22 protein-coding genes are annotated in these 20,110 nt (G+C 61.9%); 14 read left to right on the forward strand and 8 right to left on the reverse strand.

The genetic code is table 11. The annotated features are described in order from the left end of the window. Positions 1 to 126 precede the first annotated feature (126 nt). The 5 genes from BSG09_RS04465 (at position 127) to BSG09_RS04485 (ending at position 4,730) form a co-directional block, all read left to right on the forward strand. Complete coding sequence (locus tag BSG09_RS04465; RefSeq protein ID WP_092930590.1) at positions 127 to 669, forward strand: DUF7344 domain-containing protein; 543 nt, start codon at positions 127 to 129, stop codon at positions 667 to 669. Between the two features lie 3 nt (positions 670 to 672). Next, on the forward strand, positions 673 to 1,296 hold the full coding sequence (locus BSG09_RS04470) for a hypothetical protein (RefSeq protein ID WP_092930592.1): 624 nt from the start codon (positions 673 to 675) through the stop codon (positions 1,294 to 1,296). Between the two features lie 49 nt (positions 1,297 to 1,345). Further along, positions 1,346 to 1,660: an EMC6-like membrane protein gene (locus BSG09_RS04475; RefSeq protein ID WP_092930594.1), complete on the forward strand. Its 315-nt coding sequence runs from the start codon at positions 1,346 to 1,348 to the stop codon at positions 1,658 to 1,660. A gap of 1 nt (position 1,661) precedes the next feature. Further along, positions 1,662 to 3,476 carry a ribosome biogenesis/translation initiation ATPase RLI gene (locus tag BSG09_RS04480; RefSeq protein WP_092930596.1) on the forward strand — a complete coding sequence of 605 codons (1,815 nt, stop codon included), beginning with the start codon at positions 1,662 to 1,664 and terminating at the stop codon, positions 3,474 to 3,476. A gap of 81 nt (positions 3,477 to 3,557) precedes the next feature. Beyond that, a complete protein-coding gene (locus BSG09_RS04485; RefSeq protein ID WP_092930598.1) occupies positions 3,558 to 4,730 on the forward strand; it encodes an extracellular catalytic domain type 1 short-chain-length polyhydroxyalkanoate depolymerase in 1,173 nt (390 codons plus the stop codon). Between the two features lie 73 nt (positions 4,731 to 4,803). Here the strand turns inward: BSG09_RS04485 and BSG09_RS04490 are convergent, their stop codons facing one another. Next, on the reverse strand, positions 4,804 to 5,325 hold the full coding sequence (locus tag BSG09_RS04490) for an archaemetzincin family Zn-dependent metalloprotease (protein ID WP_008010665.1): 522 nt from the start codon (positions 5,323 to 5,325) through the stop codon (positions 4,804 to 4,806). A 39-nt stretch (positions 5,326 to 5,364) separates the two neighbouring features. Here BSG09_RS04490 and BSG09_RS04495 point away from each other — a divergent pair, with 39 nt between their 5' ends. From BSG09_RS04495 to BSG09_RS04505, 3 genes are all read left to right on the forward strand, one after another. Next, the gene (locus tag BSG09_RS04495; RefSeq protein WP_092930600.1) at positions 5,365 to 5,766 is read left to right on the forward strand and encodes a UPF0146 family protein; all 402 of its coding nucleotides are present in this window, start codon (positions 5,365 to 5,367) and stop codon (positions 5,764 to 5,766) included. 106 nt (positions 5,767 to 5,872) lie between these two features. Further along, on the forward strand, positions 5,873 to 6,082 hold the full coding sequence (locus BSG09_RS04500) for a TOBE domain-containing protein (protein WP_092930602.1): 210 nt from the start codon (positions 5,873 to 5,875) through the stop codon (positions 6,080 to 6,082). 98 nt (positions 6,083 to 6,180) lie between these two features. Continuing rightward, a complete protein-coding gene (locus tag BSG09_RS04505) occupies positions 6,181 to 7,062 on the forward strand; it encodes a TIGR01548 family HAD-type hydrolase (protein ID WP_092930604.1) in 882 nt (293 codons plus the stop codon). Positions 7,063 to 7,110: 48 nt separating this feature from the next. Here the strand turns inward: BSG09_RS04505 and BSG09_RS04510 are convergent, their stop codons facing one another. Further along, positions 7,111 to 7,668 (reverse strand): Rieske (2Fe-2S) protein, encoded by a 558-nt coding sequence (locus tag BSG09_RS04510; protein ID WP_092930606.1) that lies wholly within the window; start codon positions 7,666 to 7,668, stop codon positions 7,111 to 7,113. 123 nt (positions 7,669 to 7,791) lie between these two features. Between BSG09_RS04510 and BSG09_RS04515 the strand changes: the two genes are divergently transcribed. The 5 genes from BSG09_RS04515 to BSG09_RS04535 all read left to right on the forward strand — a co-directional run bounded on the left by BSG09_RS04515 (position 7,792) and on the right by BSG09_RS04535 (position 11,887). After that, the gene (locus BSG09_RS04515) at positions 7,792 to 8,043 is read left to right on the forward strand and encodes a hypothetical protein (protein ID WP_092930608.1); all 252 of its coding nucleotides are present in this window, start codon (positions 7,792 to 7,794) and stop codon (positions 8,041 to 8,043) included. A 102-nt stretch (positions 8,044 to 8,145) separates the two neighbouring features. Next, positions 8,146 to 9,801, forward strand: coding sequence for an acyl-CoA synthetase (locus BSG09_RS04520; protein ID WP_092930610.1), 1,656 nt, complete (start codon positions 8,146 to 8,148; stop codon positions 9,799 to 9,801). A gap of 59 nt (positions 9,802 to 9,860) precedes the next feature. Next, positions 9,861 to 10,271, forward strand: coding sequence for a universal stress protein (locus BSG09_RS04525; protein WP_092930612.1), 411 nt, complete (start codon positions 9,861 to 9,863; stop codon positions 10,269 to 10,271). Between the two features lie 225 nt (positions 10,272 to 10,496). Beyond that, on the forward strand, positions 10,497 to 11,312 hold the full coding sequence (locus BSG09_RS04530) for a GNAT family N-acetyltransferase (RefSeq protein ID WP_092930614.1): 816 nt from the start codon (positions 10,497 to 10,499) through the stop codon (positions 11,310 to 11,312). Between the two features lie 116 nt (positions 11,313 to 11,428). After that, positions 11,429 to 11,887 carry a pyridoxamine 5'-phosphate oxidase family protein gene (locus BSG09_RS04535; RefSeq protein WP_092930616.1) on the forward strand — a complete coding sequence of 153 codons (459 nt, stop codon included), beginning with the start codon at positions 11,429 to 11,431 and terminating at the stop codon, positions 11,885 to 11,887. A gap of 16 nt (positions 11,888 to 11,903) precedes the next feature. On the opposite strand, the gene BSG09_RS04540 is transcribed toward BSG09_RS04535, so the two are convergent. From BSG09_RS04540 to BSG09_RS04560, 5 genes are all read right to left on the reverse strand, one after another. After that, positions 11,904 to 13,163, reverse strand: coding sequence for an MgtC/SapB family protein (locus BSG09_RS04540; protein ID WP_092930618.1), 1,260 nt, complete (start codon positions 13,161 to 13,163; stop codon positions 11,904 to 11,906). A gap of 173 nt (positions 13,164 to 13,336) precedes the next feature. After that, positions 13,337 to 13,780 (reverse strand): DUF2391 family protein, encoded by a 444-nt coding sequence (locus BSG09_RS04545; protein ID WP_092930620.1) that lies wholly within the window; start codon positions 13,778 to 13,780, stop codon positions 13,337 to 13,339. Between the two features lie 96 nt (positions 13,781 to 13,876). After that, positions 13,877 to 14,614 (reverse strand): hypothetical protein, encoded by a 738-nt coding sequence (locus tag BSG09_RS04550; protein WP_092930622.1) that lies wholly within the window; start codon positions 14,612 to 14,614, stop codon positions 13,877 to 13,879. A gap of 130 nt (positions 14,615 to 14,744) precedes the next feature. Continuing rightward, entirely contained in the window at positions 14,745 to 16,103 is a 1,359-nt protein-coding gene (locus BSG09_RS04555; RefSeq protein WP_092930624.1) for a sodium:calcium antiporter, read from the reverse strand. Positions 16,104 to 16,171: 68 nt separating this feature from the next. Beyond that, positions 16,172 to 16,837 (reverse strand): AIM24 family protein, encoded by a 666-nt coding sequence (locus tag BSG09_RS04560; protein WP_092930626.1) that lies wholly within the window; start codon positions 16,835 to 16,837, stop codon positions 16,172 to 16,174. A 235-nt stretch (positions 16,838 to 17,072) separates the two neighbouring features. Here BSG09_RS04560 and BSG09_RS04565 point away from each other — a divergent pair, with 235 nt between their 5' ends. After that, positions 17,073 to 18,122: an LEA/WHy family protein gene (locus tag BSG09_RS04565; RefSeq protein WP_092930628.1), complete on the forward strand. Its 1,050-nt coding sequence runs from the start codon at positions 17,073 to 17,075 to the stop codon at positions 18,120 to 18,122. Positions 18,123 to 18,194: 72 nt separating this feature from the next. Here BSG09_RS04565 and BSG09_RS04570 read toward each other — a convergent pair whose 3' ends face one another. Next, entirely contained in the window at positions 18,195 to 20,102 is a 1,908-nt protein-coding gene (locus BSG09_RS04570; protein WP_223174678.1) for an MASE3 domain-containing protein, read from the reverse strand. Between the last annotated feature and the right edge of the window lie 8 nt (positions 20,103 to 20,110).

Here is a 20,110-nt window from a genome sequence, read left to right on the forward strand (position 1 = left end):
GCTACCTGTGGGACGGCGATTCGCAGACGTGGACGCCATGCCGTGCTCGAGCGCGATTCCCACGAATTCGTGATAGTACAGTATGCTTATTGATCGTGAGTTCCGTAGTTCGATACAGGGGCGTCAATGGCGACACAGGCTGAAACACGGTCGGATCCGAGTCAGGGGGAAATTTTCGACCTACTGAGTAATCAGCGCCGCCGCTACGCCATTCACTACTGCAAGCGCGAGGGCGACCCCGTCACGCTCGGTGACCTCGCCGAACACGTTGCCGCCTGGGAGCTCGACAAAGAGGTCGACGAAATCACCTCCGCCGAGCGAAAGCGCGTCTATACGTCGTTACAACAGACCCACTTGCCGACGCTCGAGCGCGCTAACATCATCGAGTTCGACAACCGAACGATCGAGCTGACTGACGAGGCCGCCGAACTCGAGGTCTACCTCGATATCGTGCCTGGTGATTCGATTCCCTGGGGAGTCTACTACTTGGGGCTGACCGTGATCGGTTCGGTTGTGATAGGTGGGCTGTGGCTCGAGGTGATTCCAACTGAGGCTGTTCCAGAACTCGGCTGGGCGACGCTGGTGTTCGCGCTGTTTGCTGTTTCGGCGGTCGTCCACGTGGTTCAGAACCGGCGGATGCGACTCGGCGAAATGGAGAAGCCACCGTAATCAATGAAACGAGCGCTTACAACCGTCGCGGTTGGGTTAATTGTCCTTGGGATGATCGCCATGGCCGGACCCACGTTTGGGTTTTCGTCGGCCGCAGCTGATCGAGAAGTTCAGGTAGCTACTTCAGACGATCCAAACGCATATCTAGGTATTATTGACAATACAGTCTCGAATGATATCAAAGTAAATAAGGGCAATAGTGGCTCGGTGTACGATCTCAATGACAACGCAGGTACACTATCAAGTGCCAACGACATCAGCGCCAATGTGATCGCGTTCAGTGGAGATACCGGAGATATAGGATTTGAAGCAAGCGTAAAGGACGATAGCGGCCAAAATGACTATGAAGTAATAGTAACATGTGGGAGTTCTAATCGGAAAGCGACAGAAACTGTCACGATTGAATTAATCACAGATAGAAACCCTCGAATAGAACTGGGGCGGACGACTGCAGATACGATTAGCGTGAATTGTAAAAACAATGGGGGCGGAAACAATGGAGTCGGGAATGGGGGCGGAAACAATGGAGTCGGGAATGGGGGCGGAAACAATGGAGTCGGGAATGGGGGCGGAAACAATGGAGTCGGGAATGGGGGCGGAAACAATGGAGTCGGGAATGGAGCTTAATTGACGGCGATGCGAACGCCTTTTCAGCCCCGCCCGCAGACATCCACCCATGTCGACCGAATCGATCAGCGACCGGCGCGAACACATCCGCTCGGTGGGCGTGACGGCGTTGTCCGCGCTGCTGGGCGTCGCCGCTGCGCTGGCCTCTGCGGCCTGGGTGGGGGTCTCCGAGGCAGCCGCCCAGGACACGCAGGCGCTCGCGTTCGTCTTCGGCGCGATCTTCGTCCAGTACGTTCTCATCAACGCTGCGGGGATCTACGAGGAAGACGAGTTCGGGACGAAACACTACCTGTTCGTCGCGTTCATGACCTTCGCGCTGTGGTTCGTCACGTGGGGCATCCTGCTGACTGCGGAGGCGTCCTAAGATGGCAGACGACAGCATCGCCGTCGTAGACCTAGACCGGTGTCAGCCCGACCGGTGTAGTTACGAGTGCAAGAACTACTGTCCACCGAATCGCACGGGCAAGGAGTGTATCACCCTCCGCGGCGAGGAGACCGACGAGGGCCAACCCGAGCAGATCCACATCTCCGAAGAGATCTGTCTGGGCGAGACCTGCGGGATCTGCGTCGAGAAGTGTCCATTCGACGCGATCGAGATCATCAACCTCCCGAAGGAACTCCAGGACGATCCCGCCCACCGCTACGGCGAGAACGCCTTCTCGCTGTACGGGCTGCCTGCACCCCAGGACGGACAGGTCACCGGCATTCTTGGCCCCAACGGAATCGGGAAGACAACCGCCGTCCGCATTCTGGCAGGTGAACTCGAGCCCAACCTCGGTCGTCACGACGACCCGCCGGGCTGGGACGATGTCCTCGAGGCCTACCGCGGGACCGAACTCCAGGACTACATCGCGGACGTCCGCGACGGCGATGTCACCATCGCGCGAAAGCCCCAGTACGTTGATCAGATTCCCAACAGCTTCGATGGGAACACTCGCGAACTGTTAGAGCGAACCGACGAACGCGGTGCGCTCGACTCGCTCGTCGAGCGGCTTTCGATCGGTCCGGTCATGGACCAGTCGATCGACGACCTCTCGGGTGGCGAACTCCAGCGGGTTGCGCTGGCGGCGACGCTGGCTCGAGATACGGACTTCTACTTCCTCGACGAAATCACGCCCTACCTCGATATCGGCCAGCGTGTGACGGCAGCGCGGTTGATCCGCGAACTCGCCGAGGAAGAGGACAAGTCGATGCTCGTCATCGAACACGACCTCGCAATCCTGGACTTGCTCGCCGATACGCTTCACGTCGCCTACGGTGAGCCCGGGGCCTACGGTGTCGTCACGTCGCCGAAATCGGTCCGCAACGGGATCAACGAGTATCTCTCGGGGTATCTCGAGAACGAGAACATGCGGATCCGCCCGAACCCGATCGAGTTCGAGGAACACGCCCCTCGGACGGCGAGCCACGCCGACACGCTCGTCGAGTATCCCAATCTCACCAAGAGCTACGGCGACGGCGAGTTCAGCCTCGAGATCGAAGGCGGTGAGATCCGCGAGAACGAAGTGCTTGGCATCGTCGGTCCCAACGGGATCGGGAAGTCGACGTTCGCGAAGCTGCTGACGGGTAATCTCGAGCCCGACGAGGGCGATGCCGATCTCGACCTCGAGATCGCCTACAAGCCCCAGTACGTCACCATCGACCAGCCGATGCGGGTCGACGCGTTCCTCTCGTCGATTACCGATCAGTTCGGCTCCTCGTACTGGAACACCGAGATCGCCCAGCCGCTGCAACTCGAGCGGATCATGGAGCAGAACCTCTCGGATCTCTCCGGTGGGGAGCGCCAGCGGGTCGCGATCGCGGCCTGTCTCTCCGCTTCGGCAGACCTCTACCTGCTCGACGAACCCTCGGCGCACCTGGACGTCGAACAGCGCGTGCAGGCGACCAGCGCGATCCGCCGGTACGCTGAACAGCAAGACGCCACCGTGTTGGTCATCGACCACGACATCTACATGATGGACCTGCTCGCCGACCGGCTGATGGTCTTCGACGGCGAACCCGCCGTCCACGGTCGTGCTGGCCAACCGCAGCCGATGCGCGACGGCATGAACGAGTTCCTCGCGAACCTCGAGGTCACGTTCCGTCGTGACGAGCGCACCTCGCGCCCGCGGATCAACAAGCCCGAGTCACAGCTGGACCGCCAGCAGAAAAGCGAAGGCGAGTACTACTACGCGCCGTAGGGTCGCAGATCGGCCCTTCTCGAGACGGAATCGGTCGCCGAGCCCAGAACTTATACTCGAGTGGATAGTCATGGCTGCAATATGCCCGCCAGTGACGACACGGACGCGACCGACGACGCCGTCGGTCGCCGAACGCTGCTCCGTGCAAAGGAGCTGTGGCAGTCGTCCCCGCTCGGTACCGAACGCGCCGTCCAGGCTGGCGATGAGAGTGCGGTTTCGGAGCCAGGTTCTGCTGCCGGTGCGTTCCTGGGCGGCGACCACGACGGGCGATCGTACCGGCTGTACGTGCCACCCGGCTACGACGCCGACGAGCCGGTGCCGTTGCTCGTGTTCCTTCATGGCTGTCGACAGACGCCAGCGGCGTTTGCAGCCGAAACCGGGATGAACGAGGTTGCAGCGGACGAGACGTTTCTGGTCGCCTACCCGAAACAGTCACGCTTTGGAAACCCGCTCCGGTGTTGGAACTGGTACGACGACACGGCGGCCACACGCGGGGCCGGTGAACTCGCCTGGCTCGCCGACCTCACGCGCAGCGTGATCGACGAGTTTGCCGTCGACGAGGATCGGGTGTACGTCGCCGGTCTCTCGGCCGGCGGGTCGATGGCGGCTCGGGCGATCGTCGAATACACCGACCTGTTCGCTGCAGCGGGCGTTCACAGCGGACCTGCGTACGACGCCGTCGGGAGTGTGTTCGCGGCACTGTCACAGATGTATCGTGGCGACGGGCAGGACGGACACGAGGCAGGAATCGAAGCGTACGAGGCGATGGCCGACCGCGCGCGTGCGATTCCGACGATCGTCTTCCACGGAACCGACGACGACGTGGTCGACGTGACCAACGCCCGGCAGCTCACCGAGGGGACGCTCCGTGCAAGCCACCGTGGCGTCAATGGCGAGGTGGAGACACTCGAGCTCGAGCCAGACCGAGTCGAGACGGACGTGAGTGGCCCATACGAGTATACGAGACGCCAGTATCGCGATGGCACCGGAACCCTCGTCGTCGAGGAATGGCTCGTCGATGGCATGGGCCACGCGTGGTCCGGCGGCAGTCCCAATGGGCGGTTCACCGCACCCGAGGGGCCGGACGCGAGTCGTCTCCTGTGGCGGTTCGTCAGCGAATACGAAAAATCGACACTCGAGGCTGCCGCCGACGCCCGGTGGACGCTTCCGGTCGTCGGCCCGGTCTCGCTCAGCCGACTTTCGCGGGTGCGAGCGCGGGGGCGGGAAGCGATCTCGCGGCTGCTCGAGCGGTGAGCAGTGACCGACGACTCGAGACAATGATCGCTACTGTTTCGATATCGTACCGGCAAACAGTGGCGGAATGGGGTTAACTAATCAGCCGCTGGCAGCTCCCACAGAGGTTCTCTTCTTTGATATCGACCTCGCGGACCGTCGGCGAGAAGTTCATGACACAGCGGTTGTTGTCACAGTGCTCGAGGCCGTAGGTGTGGCCGATTTCGTGGACGATCTCCTTGCGGACCCGATCCTCGAAGATGTCGGCAGCGCTTTGATTCGAGAAGCCGCCGTCGCTCGAGGTCTGGAGCCGGTAGGTAGAGACGACACTGCCGCTGCCGTCGAGATACGCGAGTCCGAACACGTAGTTTCGACGCCGATAGAAGAGATCGTGGGGTGTGATCGCGATATTCTTCGTGCCGCGGCCGACGCGTTCGGCCAGTTGAATGAACGTCTCGGCGGAGTACTGGTTCCGGTCGGAGTCATACGCACCGTTTGGAACCGACTGCGAGTCGTTGATCGACACGTCGCAGTCGTAGACCGATCGCAGTGCAGAAGAGGCCGCCCGCTTGACCTCGGCGGAGACGTTTCCGACCGGCACGATATCGACGAGCATAGCAAGTGCTATGACCGCGGGTGGCATAAACGTCCCGCCATGGCCGACTCTCGCCAGCATCCCGACGCAATAATCGATTACCTCGCTGCGTACGAGCGAGTCGTCGAAATCGGGATCGGCCGCCGGCCCGACCTCGCTCGAGCGCTCGCCGAGCGCGGAGTGACAGTCACCGCAACGGACATCTACGACCGTGACGTGCCGGCGGGTGTGACGTTCGTTCGCGACGATATCGTCGATCCCGAGTCGTCGGTCTACGCGGACGCGGACGCAATCTACGCGCGGAACCTGCCGCCGGAACTTCACCGTCCGGCGCTTGCGGTCGCCCGAAACGCCGGTGCCGACTTCCTGTTTACGACCCTGGGCGGTGACCAGCCCGCGGTGCCGGTCGAGCGCAAGACCGTCGAGAGTGGGACGCTGTACGTCGCTCGAGCGATTCGCTGACCGAACGGCCTGTCGGTCGCAATGTGGCCGCCGTACTAGGCCAGCAATCGTGCCCGTTGAGGCTGCCGGGATGGGTTCTAATACCGCCGTGCTGGTGGTGGTCGGCATGGCATTGAGTGCTCGGAACCGACTCGATGGAACCGTCCAGTCGATCGAGACGGATGGTATCATGGCCGAGGTCACGATCGAAACAACGGGTGGACAGACGGTGACAGCAGTGATCACGACCAGTTCGGTGGAGCGCCTCGGAATCGCGGAGGGAGACGAGGTGAACGCGGTGATCAAGGCGACCGAGGTGATGGTCGAAAACGAGTAACCGAAAACGAGGAGTGCCGTTCGTCTCGATCGGAGAGCCACGCTGTGTCCGCAAGCGAATCCGACCGCCTTTATTCCCAGCGCCTCGTCAGGGCGGGTATGAACGCAGATGCCGTCGTCTTGGACATCGACGGAGTGCTCGTCGACGTCGCCGACTCCTACCGGCGCGCGATTGTCGAGTCCGTCGACGCGGTCTACGGGCGGACGATCCACAAGGACGACATTCAAGAGTTCAAAGACGCGGGCGGGTTCAACAACGACTGGGAGCTCACCTACGCCGCTGCACTCTACGTGCTCGCGACCGAGGAAGGATATAACGAGTCGCTCGAGACGTTTACCGACGAGATCGCCGCGACAGGCGGCGGACTCGAGGCGGCCGACGCCGTCGTCCGCGAGGCGATCGGTGCTCAGGCGACCCAGCGCGTGACCCAGCGGTGGGACCGCGAGCGACTCCGCGACGTCTTCCAGCAGCTGTATCTCGGCGATGAACTCTATCGCGGCCTCGAGGGTGGCGAGCCGGATCTCGAGCGGGAGACGCCCGGATTCATCCACGACGAACCAGTGTTGCTCGAGCGCGAGGCCCGCGACCGGTTGCTCGCGGAATACGACGTGGGTGTGCTGACCGGCCGGCCGGAGGCCGAAGCCGAGATCGCCTTAGAGCGGGTCGGACTCGACGAGGCGATTCCGGTCGACCGTCGCTTCACGATGGACGACTGGGAGGAGGGCAAACCGCATCCGAAAGCGCTGACGACCCTCGCAGAGCGATTCGACGTGACCAGCGTCGCGTTCGTCGGTGACACGTTAGACGACATCCGAACGGCAGTCAACGCAAGCGAGACCGATACCGACCGCGAGTACCACGGGATTGGCGTCCTGACCGGCGGCTTGACCGGCGATGAGGGGCGACGGAAGTACGAGCGCGAAGGTGCGGCGGCGGTGCTGAAGTCAGTCAACGCGGTTCCTGACTGGCTCGAGTCGTAAGGCGACACGCCCGGTCACAATTGTTCGTCGGAGAGAGGACGGCTATCGTCACGCGGTCGGGTCGTCCAGTCGCCGGCACGACTCAAACCGATCGTCGGTCAGGTAAACGCTCTCGTCACGAACGGTCACGGCGATGGCATCGAGCGCGTCGCCACGACACGGACCCGCCGTACAGACGCCGTTGCCACACTCGAAGCGCGCGCCATGTTCGTGACACACCACCTGCTCGTCGCGGATGATCGCGCCGGAGCCGGGGTCGAGCCTAACCTCGGGTTTGTGCGGACACGAGTTTCGCCACGCGGTCACGTCGTCGCCCACTCGGCGGAGGATCAGTTCCGTCCCCCGATTCCCGGAGCGGGCCTCGCACCTGAGCGTCCCGTGGGTCGGGATATCTGCAAGCGGGGCGATACGACGAGGGTCGTTACACTCGGTCGCTTCGGCCGCGAACGAACTGTCGGCATCCTCGTTTTCATCCTCGTCGCATCCACCATCGATGCTGAAGCGAAACGTCGCGTCGTCGGTCGAAACGTCGCCCTCGTCGCCGTAGACGCGAACCGACGTCGATTCGTCGGCTCCCTCGAGCGTCACCCGGACGGAATCGGCCATACTCTATATTTTCGGCCAGCCTAAAAATACGTTCCGGGCTGGATCGCTCACCGACGACGAGGAGGTCGTTCGACAGCCGACGACGCGCGGTACTCCTATAGGATGGCCGAGCGAAGAATCGGTATGGACGACGCTGAAGTCACCGTGGACGTCGAGGTCGAAGTCGAAGTGGATTCCAACGAACTCGAGATCGAGGTCGGAGACGAACGCGAGTTCGAGGCCGAACTCGAGGCCAGCGGGTTGACGATCGAAGTCGAAGCGACGGTCGAAGTCGAAGGTGAAATTGACGAAGAATCGGGTGAGACCGACGAGGAAGCGAAAGAAAGCGAAGACGGGGAAGAAGAAGCGGACGAGGACGACGAGGACGAGGACTGAATCGAGACACCACGTTCGCTTGCGCATGCCCGCGGTCCTCGATCCACCTCGAGGGTCGCGCATGTCGAAAAAGGCTATGTGCTGGCACCGGTAGGGCATCGCATGACTTGGACGGTAATGCCGAGTTACGACGAGTACGAGACGGCTCGCGAGGAGTTTTCGTGGGACCTTCCCGACGAGTACAACCCTGCCGTCGACTTCCTTCGAAAACACGAGGACACGAGTCGAACGGCACTGCGATACGACCATCCCGACGGCGGCCTCGAGACCTACTCCTTCGACGACCTTGACGAGCGATCCGACCGCCTCGCCGCCGCGCTGGCTGACCTCGGCGTCACGGCTGGCGACCGGGTGGGTGTCGTGGTCCCACAGAAACCGCAGAACCCGCTGACCCACCTCGCCAACTGGAAACTCGGCGCGGTGTCGGTGCCACTGACGGTGCTGTTCGGCCGTGATGCACTTCAATACCGACTCGCCGACAGTGAGGCCACAGCCGTCGTCGTCGACCCGAGCGTCCGGGAGACGATCGACGAGATCCGCGAGGAGTGTCCGGCACTCGAGCACGTCATCGAACTCGGCGACGCCGACGCGGTCGCGGGCGAGGCACACGCCTTCGACGAGCTCGTCGCATCCCACGAGCCGGGGATCGACGTCTACGACGCCACCCCCGAGACGCCGACGGCGATCATGTACACCAGCGGCTCGACGGGCCCACCGAAAGGCGTCCGGCACAGCCACGCGCTCTGGCTCGGGCGGGCGAGCGCGGCGTACAACTACTTTGATCAGGGGCTCGCAGAGGGCGAGGCGACGCTGTGGACGCCAGCCGACTGGGCCTGGGGTGCAGCCCTCGGTGGGACCCTCTTCGCGGCGTGGCATCACGGTTGTACGATCGTCGGCTGGCCTCGCGACGGGTTCGACCCCCACGAGGTCTACGACCTGCTCGAGCGCCACGACGTGACCAAGGCATTCATGCCGCCGACTGCGCTCCGGATGCTGATGGGCGTCGACGACCCAGAAGGCCGGTTCGATCTCTCGATCGAGACCTTCGCCTCGGCCGGCGAGCCGCTCACTTCGGAGGTCGTCGAGTGGGTTGAATCGACGTTCGACGACGTCGCGATCAACGAGTTCTACGGCCAGACAGAACTCAACCTCGTCGTCGGCAACTCCGAAACCTGGTTCGACACGCGGCCGGGCAGCATGGGCAAGCCCTTCCCGGGCTACGAGGTCGCGGTGCTCGATCCCGAGACGCACGAGCGCAAAGAGCGTGGCGAGACTGGTGAACTCGCAATCAAACCGGGTGATCGCCGTGTCTTCTTCAACGAGTACCACGGGCTGCCGGAGAAGACGGCGAACAAGCAGACTGCGGATGGGTGGTTCCTGACCGACGACCTCGTTGAACGTGACGAGGATGGGTATCTGTGGTTCGTTTCGCGGGCCGACGACGTCATCCTCACCAGCGGCTACCGCGTTGGGCCGATGGAGGTCGAAGACGCGATTCTGACCCACGACGCTGTCGAACAGGTCGGCGTCGTCGGTGTTCCCGACGAGACCCGTGGCGAGGCGATCAAAGCGTTCGTCAAGCCCGCACGCGACGAGTACGATCCCGACGCCCTTCGCGAGGAGATCCGGACGCTCGTCCGTGATCGGCTGGCTGAATACGAGTATCCCCAACACATCGCGTTCGTCGAAACGCTCCCGACGACGACGACGGGCAAGATCCAACGGCGCTCCCTGCGAGAGCGCGACGACGAGGACTAACCGCGAGGTGACCCTCTGTTGGGACGAGGTTTATAATTAAAGACTGCTAACACGTGCCTATGTATCGCGTCTTGATTCCTGTTGACACCAACGAGCAGCGTGCACTGGCACAGGTCGACTACGTCACGGCGTTGCCGACTGCCGCGGATGCAGTTGAGGCCTACGTTCTGTTCGTCTTCACGGAAGAAAGCGAGGTGGAGGCTGAAGATCACGATTCTGCCTCCGAGATCGATGCCGTCCGCCGCGCAGAGGAAACCCTCGAGGACGCTGGCATCGACGTGACGATCGTCGAGGACAGCGGCGACACCGAAGCGGACATTCTCGAGCACGCCGAGACCCACGATGTCGACACGATCGTCCTCGGCGGCCGGAAGCGCTCGCCCGTCGGGAAAGCACTGTTCGGAAGCATCTCTCAGGGCGTGCTTCTCAATACTGATCGGCCAGTTGTCATCACCGGCAGCAAGGAGTAACTCGCCCCGACTAGTCGGCCTCGAGTCTCACTGTCATCGCAGGCGGTGGTCACACGTGATCTGTGGGCACGGCCAACTGCCAGTCTTCGACTTCCAGGGGCGCTCGAGCCGAGTCGCCACTCTGGGACCGTGTCACCCACCCGCCGGAGAGGGTTCGAATCAGCTGGAGTGGCCGCATGGCTCCGCCGGCAGCCATCTTATCCGCGTCGATGCCGGGCATTCGCTATGGAGATTCGGGAACCGACACCGGCAGCGGCCAACCGGATTCGCGAGGTCGTCGATAGTTCGCTGACGACATCGGTCAGGCTCAGCCCGGCACAGATCGACGGGCTGGTCGACGACCAGTTCGCCGATGAGGCTGTCACCGACAAGCACGAGGACGAGGAAATCCTGCTGCAGGTCGCCGAAACCAGTTCGGAGATCGAGGATACGACCATCACCGGGTTCGTCGAAGGACGACTCGAGGACGGCTGGGGCGAGGTCAGGTGGCTGGTCGTCGATCCAGAACATCGCGGGAAGGGCATCGGGACGGAACTGTACGAGACCGCGACCGAGACGCTCCGCGACCGCGGGGCCGAGCACATCTGTGTCACCGTGCTCGAGGCCAACACGGAGGGACACGACTTCGTCGAACGGCTCGGCCTCGAGCACGACGGCGACCGGCGGGTCGAGATCGCCGACGAGTCGGTCGTCAACTACGTCTACACGGAACCGGACGTCGACGCAACCCTTCCTGGTTCGACAGGGGAGGACGCAACAGACGAGGAGTTTCCCGACACGGAGCGAGTCGACGGCCAGGTGACGACGGCCGACGACGGAACGACGGCGTACATCGCCCGCGACGAGGCAGATTCCGGCACCGCAGCGCCGTTTTTTGCGGCCTACGAGGATGATACCCACACCGAACGGCACGGCTTCTACTGTGCGAACTGCGGCTCGCTCGAGGTCTCGATGGACAACATGGATCGCCTCGAGTGTAACGACTGTGGAAACTCCCACGCAGAGCGATCTACAGAATCGTACGACGACTCGTACCTCTAGTGGACAGGGCCCGCGACCCGCGCTGCGGTCCCACCGGTCACTCGTGACAGCAGACCGTATGAGAGAACAACTATAGCCCACGGCCGTGTACGCATCTTTACTGCCGTCTCCCGCTGATGAAACACATCGACTACGCGTATACGTTCGGCATGGACGAGTCGGCGATCGAAGAGCGGCTTCGGACCGGCGAGACCGGCGTCCTCTCGCTCTCGAAAGACGACGAGAGTTACGCCATCCCGCTGGCACACTACTACGACGGTGACGGGCTCTACGTCCGGCTCGGCGTCACCGAGGGAAGCCGAAAACAGGCGTTCATCGAGGCGACCGAGACGGCGTGTTACGTCTGCTACGGGACGGAAGCGACCGATGATCCACGCGAGATCGACTCCTGGAGTGTGATGGTCACCGGCCACCTGTCCGAAATCCCGGAATCAGACTACGACCGGTTCGATACGGCCGAAATCAACCGGCAGTTCGCCCCGATCCGCGTCTTCGACGAGAACATCGACGAGATCGATATCCGCATTTTCGAACTCGAGATCGACACGATGACCGGCCGGACCACGTCGACGTAGCCGATCGTGTGGTCGGTTATGCGAACAGGACGACGAGGAATCCGACTGCCGACACGGTGCCGAGGCCAGCAGTCACGACGCGACCGAGTTCGCGGGTCCCAATCACCCACGCGAGACCGGCTTTCACGATGGTGTTCGCGATCGCGCCGATGACGATTCCCGTTGCGGCGACGTGGTTCGAGATCGTCCCGTCGGCTGCAAGCCTGCTCAGCGTAAGCGTGATCGCATCGACATCGGCGAGTCCGGAGACGAACGCGGTCGCATAGACCCCTGATTCACCGAGCAGAGAGTGGGCGGATTCAGATACTAACAGGACCACTGCGAAGACAGCACCGAAAAACAGTGCCGGTCGTAACTGAAACGGGTTCGTGAGTTGGGTCTCAGTCTGCTCGTCCAGTGTCGCAGTCGCCTGCCAGTAGATGATGGCGGCGATACTCGCACCGATGACCGTCATTACGGACAGCGGAACGGCGACGTGTGGCAGCAGAGATCTGTTGACGACGGCGACTTCGATGAGTGCCCGCGGGAACATGACGATCGACGCAACGATCGTCGAGAACGCACAGATCTGATAGAGGGAGCCTTCTACTTTCGTCCGTTCGGCCATCGACACCGTCGTCGCGGTTGAGGAGACGAACCCACCAAGGATGCCGGTCAGTGCGATCCCCCGTTCCGTCCCGATCGTCCGACTCAAAATGTAGGCGGCGAAGCTCAGTCCGGTGACGAACACAACCATGAGCCAGATGAACCGTGGATTGAGCCCGAGCGCGACGTCGAGTTTCCGATCGGGGAGGATCGGAAAGACGACTAACACGACGAGGATGAACTTGATCGACGCACGGCGTTCGGCCTCGTCAATCCGGTCGACAAAATCATGAATGGGTCCCTTTGCAGAGAGCAGGACTGTGACGACACCGCCGACGATGACGGCCAGGATCGCCCCGAGTTCCGAATGAGTCGTCAGTGCTCCCAAGATGACGGTCAGTAGCACGGCCATCACCGTCGTGAGCCCGATATCGCCTTCGAACCAGATCTTGCCGAGATACGCCACCGTCAGCGGCACCACGAGCGTCCCGACTGCGATCGGAAGCAGCATCGGGAAGAACGCCTGGACGAGCGCTCCATAGAGTGCAAACAGCGGAAACGTGCGACTCCCAGCGAACGTGCCGCCCGACTCGCTTTGTTCGCGCTCGAGTCCGATGAGCGCGCCGATCCCGAAGGCGATCGCCACCCGAAACACCAACAGTTGAAGCGGGGCAGCGACAGGATCGGCCATGTTGCTGTGCTTCGTGGGTACGTTCCGTCAAGCTTCGGGACTCTTTGGTGTGTGAATACCAGCGGCCGCAACCGTGTGTCACAACGCTGACCGAGCCGCTCGAGCCAGTCGGCTACATCGGAAACATGAACGTCGTCCCGACAGGAGCCGTGTATCAACGAGCGAAGCCAGCACTACTTCGCAAAGATGGTGTCGGCTGTCGCCGCGCCGACGACGCTGAAAACCGAGCCGACACTGACGGCCTTGAACGTGGTCTCGGCGAGTTCGCCGGTCGATTCCGTCTCGAGGAAGGTCGAGGGAGCACCAAATAACAGCGCGAGAATAGTTACCGAGCCGAACGTCACCGTCATCAGCGAAATAAAGCGAAGCGGGATCCCAACGACCTCCTGTTCGTCGTCGGCATCGCGGGTCGTGTCCGCCTTATAGAGCGCCGCATAGCCGATCCCGAAGACGATGGCCACGATTACGAGCGCCTGCAGGATATGCATGTTTTCCGCGAGCGTCCAAACCTCCTCGGTGACGACGAACGGGCCCGCCAGCAGAAACCCGCCGACGGTTTGCTGTGCCGAGTCCGCGAGCCGGAACTGCTGTGGACGGCGCGGTCGTCGGAGTCGCATAGCAGGTGATTGCGGTGGACCGACAAAACGCTCCCGCTCGAGCAGCACCGATCACTCGCGTCGACCGGGGACGGGCACGGGCTGGCCGGCTACTCATTAGACGAACAGCAACAGCGTAGCGTAGCCCGCCGCACCGAGGGCAAACGCCCAGAATCGACTGTCACGATCGGCTGGCAACTCCTCTTTGATCACGTTGAGGATGACCCCACCGGCGAGAAACGGGACGAACACCGCAATGAGGAGGTCGACGTTCTCGAGGGCAAAGCCAGCGACGGCCCCACCGATCACCGCCGCCGCAAGTAGCCACCGGCCACGGCGGTGGTACGTCATGCCGTGGTGTGTGCGGAGGCCGTCGTCGGTGACGACGAAATGCAGCGCCATCGCGACCGAAAAGAGGAGCAGACTCCCGAGTTCGCGATCCCACAGCAGATAGCCAATGATCGCGTTGTAGGCGGCAAAGGAGGTGACGTGAATCCAGAAGATGCCGACGCTGGCTGGCACGGGTTCGTTCGGATCGGCGTTCGATCGACGGGCGAGCTGCTCGAGGCCGTAGAAGGTAGCGAAGCCGAACAGCGCGATCAGATAGCCGTGGTGTTCGGCAAAGGCGGTCAAGTACCTGTGCTCCGCAAGCGTCGCCGCGGCTTCCCCGACGTCCGGCAAGAGATGGACGAAGACGTACGCGACCGAGACGCCGCCGGCGATCGACAGCCACCGGCTCCGGGGGACCCGACCGCTGACGCCGAGTCGACCGGCGAAGAGATGGGTCAGCGAGAGGGCGACCGCAGCCACGGCGACGACTGCGGCGTCGGAGCGTGGCGATCCGATCAAGAGCATCGGTGACGACGGTACCACCGCCGCGACCGTAGACCTGTGGCCGGCGATGGATGTGAGCTGTGACTGTCAGTTCCGATCGAGCCGTCCCCGGCCGCAGTTAGGCCAAGAAACAGGTCCAATCAGCAGTCTATCAGTCGTCAACGCCGTGCGGGCGCTCCTCGCCGATCGGCATCGCGTCGCTGACCGTTCCAACGGTTCGTCGGACGAGGCGACCGAACGACCGACGGCGGCTGATGAACAGTGCCGTCCCGAGCACGACGTAGAGCACGCTGTAGCCGAGCAACAGGTCGGTACTCGAGACCGGGAGCGCGATGGCCTCGCGGATAAGGAGAAACTCGAGGACGACCTGCGAGAGGAACAATCCGAGCAAGACGAGCGCTTCCCGGACGGAGATTTCGAACCGAAGGAGGAGGCCAATCGCGAAAAACGACTGGGCTGCGGTCAGCCAGATCTCCGCGGACTGCTTGAAGTCGAAGCTGAGAACGCCGTAGCTGCCAAGTGCAAGGGAGTGGACGACGACGAGCGTCCCGATGAGCAGCGTCCACTGGTTGAGTTTCGACGAAATGAGCGCGTTAAAGCCCGCCGTCGACCGCGCCTTGTTCACCAGATAGACGACGACGATGAGTTCCGGTGACTCGGAAGCCAGCGGTGCGATCCACTGGATCATGAAAAAGGAGGGGATACCGACGTGCTGGCCGAGTTCCTCGAGACCGTGCGCGAATGGTTCGACGGCCGTGAAGATCATCGTCCCCGAATAGGCAAACAACAAAAGGACAGTCGCGATGCGCCACGGCCGTGAAAACCGCTGTAAGTACGCCGGAACGCCGACGTGTTGTGTCTCGGGTTCGGTCTCGCCGCGGAGAATCACCGCGATATAGCAGACGTACAGACCGACCAGAAACAGCATGTCGAAGATGTCGATCCCGCCGTTGAACGGAACGAGAAACGCCCAGAGTGTCGCGGCGAGCAGGAACACGATCTCGAGACCGATATCCCGATCGAGGGTGACGACATCGGCCAGCAAGCCGGGTCGTTTCTCGACGGCGGGATCGGTCGATGCGCCCCGGCGGAAGATCGTAAAGAGAGCGATGCCGGCCCAGCCGATGCCGATGAGGATGCGATTCGCACCGGTCATGTTGGCGACAGCCAGATTGCCGGCCTCGATCCCGCGTTCGGTGCCCGCGAACTGGCCTGCATTCCACGCATACAGGGCGTCGACAGCGTACTCGGGGGCGACTGCGAGCACAGCCAGTACCGCGATCGCGAACGCTCGCGGGACATCTTTCTCGGCGGTTTCGGCCGCCCACGCGAGCAGAAACGACGATCCAAGGACGGCAAGCCCGGTCACGACCACGGTCCAGAGCGTCGACAGCGTTCGAAGCGCAGCCGGCGCAAACTGAGGGAAGAGATCGGTCGCACTCCAGACGGCGACCCAGGGAAGAGTCAGTGCGAGCGCAGCCGAAATCGCACCGAAGGCTTGTCGTCTCATAGAAGTATCCTGAACTGCGTATTGGTCAAAGTCCTATAAATCGTCCGTGGCAGTGGCAGTAGTGCCTGCTACTGCTGCGGCCCGCGTTCCTCGAAGGGCTGGACAACCACGAACCCCTCCGAGCCCGAAAAATCGAGCTGGTAGGTCTCATCAGAGGACTGGCCAATCATGTTCGAAAGCGCACTGTCGACGTGGCTACCAGGCGTCGTCTCACTCCAGGCAACGGTCGCACTGGGGTCAGTGCGAACCGGCGGCTGCAAGACCAGTGGCTCGCCGTGGGTCGTAATCGCGACGCTACCGGGTCCCTCGAGGAAGACGTTGCTCAGGCCGCCGGCCGAAAAGCCCGCGATACTCTTGATCGTCCGGATTTCGTAATTGATGCTCGACTCGAACGCGAGGACGTCGTTGCCGTTGACCGAAATCGACTGTCCGGCATCGAGCTCGAGGAGCTGAATCTTCTTTTCCTGATCCGCGAGATAGAGATGGCCGGACCCGGTCGCTTCCATCACCGGCGTTCCCTCACCCGTGGCCTGTTCCTTGAGGAATCCCGTAATACCGCCTTCGGCGGACGATTTCCCCGTGAACGAGATGTCTCCGTCGTAGGCGATCATCGAGCCGGCTTTCGCCATGACGGTTCCGTCGAGGTCGATATCGAGCAGCGTCGAGTTCTCGAGTTGAAACGTCTCGCCGCCAGCTTTCGGTTCGTTTGCAGTAACAAATTCGTCGACGTTCATGATGAGCGAGCCGGATGGCTCTACCGAGCGTTGGGTGGCACCCGTGAAAATAGTTACCCACATCTCAATTTCAGGTCGGCATGAAAGACGGTCGATCGAGACGCACCCAGAAGTCAACAGAAAACTGGGACGATGACGACGCATCTTGCCAGGATCGATCGAATGGGTGTTGGATTTCAACGGCCTGAATGTGTAACGCGATGTCGGAATTACGGTGGCACCGAACTTGCGGTAGATGGTTCGTCGCAGAACGGGAGCAGTAGTTCTCCTCGTCGTCTTCCTGATCGTCGCAACTGTAGCCTACGGTGTCCTCACAGTAGGTCGACCGCAGGTCGAATCGGTCGACAACGACTGGGGGACCGTTACGGCCGACCGGACCGAAGTCGAGACGCAGCTCACCGTCGATAATCCGCTGTTGCTCCGCGTCGGCGGCCCCGCAGCGGACATCTCGTATACGGTTTCGATGAACGACATCGAAGTCGCGACGGGAGAGAAAAACGGCATCAATCTCGACGATGATGAAAAGACTGTCGCCGTCAGCACGTGGCTCGACAACGACGAGATCCCCGAGTGGTGGGCCTCTCACGTCAACAGAAACGAGACGACGACGGTTCGAGTCGAACCCGACGTCGTCGTCAACTACGCTGGGATCCGGCTCCCGGCGACGGAGTGGACTCGAGTCCAAACGGTTCACACGAATCTGCTCGAGCCGCTCGAAGCGAACGAGAGTCAGCGATTGCAGGTAGCCGGCCAAACGCTGCTGGTCGTCGATGAGACGAACGCACGGTGGGGCACCGCTACCGCCACCCGAACGCCGATCAGCGCATCGGCGACGGTAACTAATCCAACGCCGGTTCCGGTGCCGATCACGGAACTTCGATACACGGTCCGACTCAACGGGATCGTCGTCGGGGAAGGCATCGCCGGCCAACAGACCGTTTTACGGCCCAACAACACTCGAACGCTCGAGGCCAGTGCAGCAATCAACAACTCCAAACTCGACGAGTGGTGGGTGACACACCTTCGAAACGACGAACGGTCGACCCTGACGGTCGAGTTCACTGCGACGCTTGCCTACGGCGGGGTCCAGCGGACGGTTCCGCTCGAGTTTCTCTCGTACGAGCAGCCGTTCGAAACGGATCTGATCGGACAGAAAAACGAGAGCACGAACGAGTCTGTAAGCGACGAGACCGGACAAGAACAGGAACAGCAGTCGAGTCAGCGCCAATCGCAACGTATGAGAGACGCGATAGCGGCCCGCTCGAGCGACGAGAATCGGCGATGAATCGGAGCGACGTCACTCGAGTGATACCCATAGCTTGGCCAGGAAAACGACATGGCAGAGACGAGAGAGGAGTCACTGGGTGGTGGCAATCGGGGTGGAAGAATCGCGCCCGTCGCTCAGCGTCCCGTTTCGTGGGAGCCTCAGCGTGACGATAGTTCCACGGGACTGTGCGTCCTCGAATCGAATCGTGCCGCCAGCTTCCGTGACGATATGATCGACGAGCCACAGCCCCATGCCGTTGCTGTGTAAGAGCGCGTCGATCTCCGCGTCCCCCGCGATTACCTGCCGTTCCGCGGCTGGAATCCCCGGGCCGTTGTCTTCGACCCGGATTTCGACCGCCCGGTCCCGGGAGCGGGCGCTGATCGTCACCGCAGGCGTTCCGTGCTCGGTGTGAACGATGGCGTTCTCGACGACTTCCACGATCGCCTGCTCGAGTTCCGGCAGCGTACGGAGCACGAGGTCGGCCGTGATGTCGATCGTGATATCGGCCCGAGGATACTGCTGCTCGAGTTGGCTCACGATATCGTCGACGACGGCCGACAGCTCGAGTATCGTTGTCGTCGACGGCGCAGACAGGAACTGGACGATCTCACGTTGCTTGTCGGCCTGGGCAAGCAAGTGATCGCTCGCGTCGACGATCCGGCCAGCCATCGGCGCGATGTCGTTGGTGTCGTCGGACAGCTCTTGGATCATCTCGGCGTTGCCCGCGATCACGTTCACTTCGTTGCGGATGTTGTGTCGGAGCACGCGGGCGAGCACCTGAAGCTGCGTGACGCTCTGGTGGAGGTCGCTCTCTAACTGTCGTTGATAGACTTTCTGATCAGTGATGTCGCCGTGGATCGCGACGAAGTTCTGGATCGTCTCGTCCTCGCCGAAGATCGGCGCGATCGTTTGGTGGATCACGTATCGGTCGCCGTCTTGACGCTCGTTGACGATCTCTCCCTCCCAGACGTCCCCCGCGAGAATCGTCGACCACAGCTCGTCGTAAAACGCCTCGTCGTGCTCGCCGGAGTTGAGGAGTCGGGGATTCCGCCCGCGGGCTTTGGCTGCCGAGTAGCCCGTGATCGCCTCCCACGCGCTGTTGACATACTGAATGGTGCCGTCTCGGTCCGTGATCAACACGGCATGGCCCGAGTAGTCGGCCGCCTTTTTGAATTTGCGAGCCTCGGCTTCGCGCTTTGCCAGTGCTCGATAGAGCGTCTTCTGTGGCTCTTTGATCCCCATCTTCACGACAGACAGGTAGATCAGATAGAACGAGGCGAGCTTGAGGAAGTGCCCAACGGCGTTGGAAATCCCGTAGACATCGACATAGAACGTAAACGCGAGTTCCGCGCCCATCGTCAGCAGTATCGAGCCGGCGAGAAACTGGAAAAGACGCCGGTTGAACGTCTCCCGTTGGCCATAGAGGAGACCGAGGCTGGCCGAGAAGAGGGCGATAACGACGTATTCGCTAGCGACCTTGACTCGTGTCAGGCCACTCCCCTCGACGTACATCTGTGGGAACCAGTCGACGACGAAGATCGACCCGAGTCCGAGGGCGACGACGGCAGCATAGCCCATCACCAGCGCACACAGCGTGTTCCCGGTCCACTCGAGGGCGTCTCGATCGCCACGGACGAGGCCGACGGTCCCCGCAGCCAAAAGCGAGCCTGCCTCGAGATACCGCCCCAGGACCCAGAGCTGAGTCGGCAGATTCGGACCAGTGCCGGGGAAGACTCCCATGCCTTTGTACGTGAGAACGTGAAGCAGATCCACGCCGCCGACGAACAGATAGCTGACGCCGAGAATTACCAGAAACGACCGATCGAGTTCTTCGCGTGCGTTCCAGGTAATGAGGAACACGACAGCGGCGATGAGAATGCTGACCAGTTCGACGAGGCTGTGAAAGAGCAGGAAGTTCTGTAACTGGATGACAGACAGCACACCGACGCCACCGGCCACCCCAACGAGAGCGCCCGCGTGCGTTCGCCACCAGGACACTATGCTAC

It is taken from the genome of Natrinema hispanicum (assembly GCF_900111485.1).
GTDB classification, from domain to species: domain Archaea; phylum Halobacteriota; class Halobacteria; order Halobacteriales; family Natrialbaceae; genus Natrinema; species Natrinema hispanicum_A.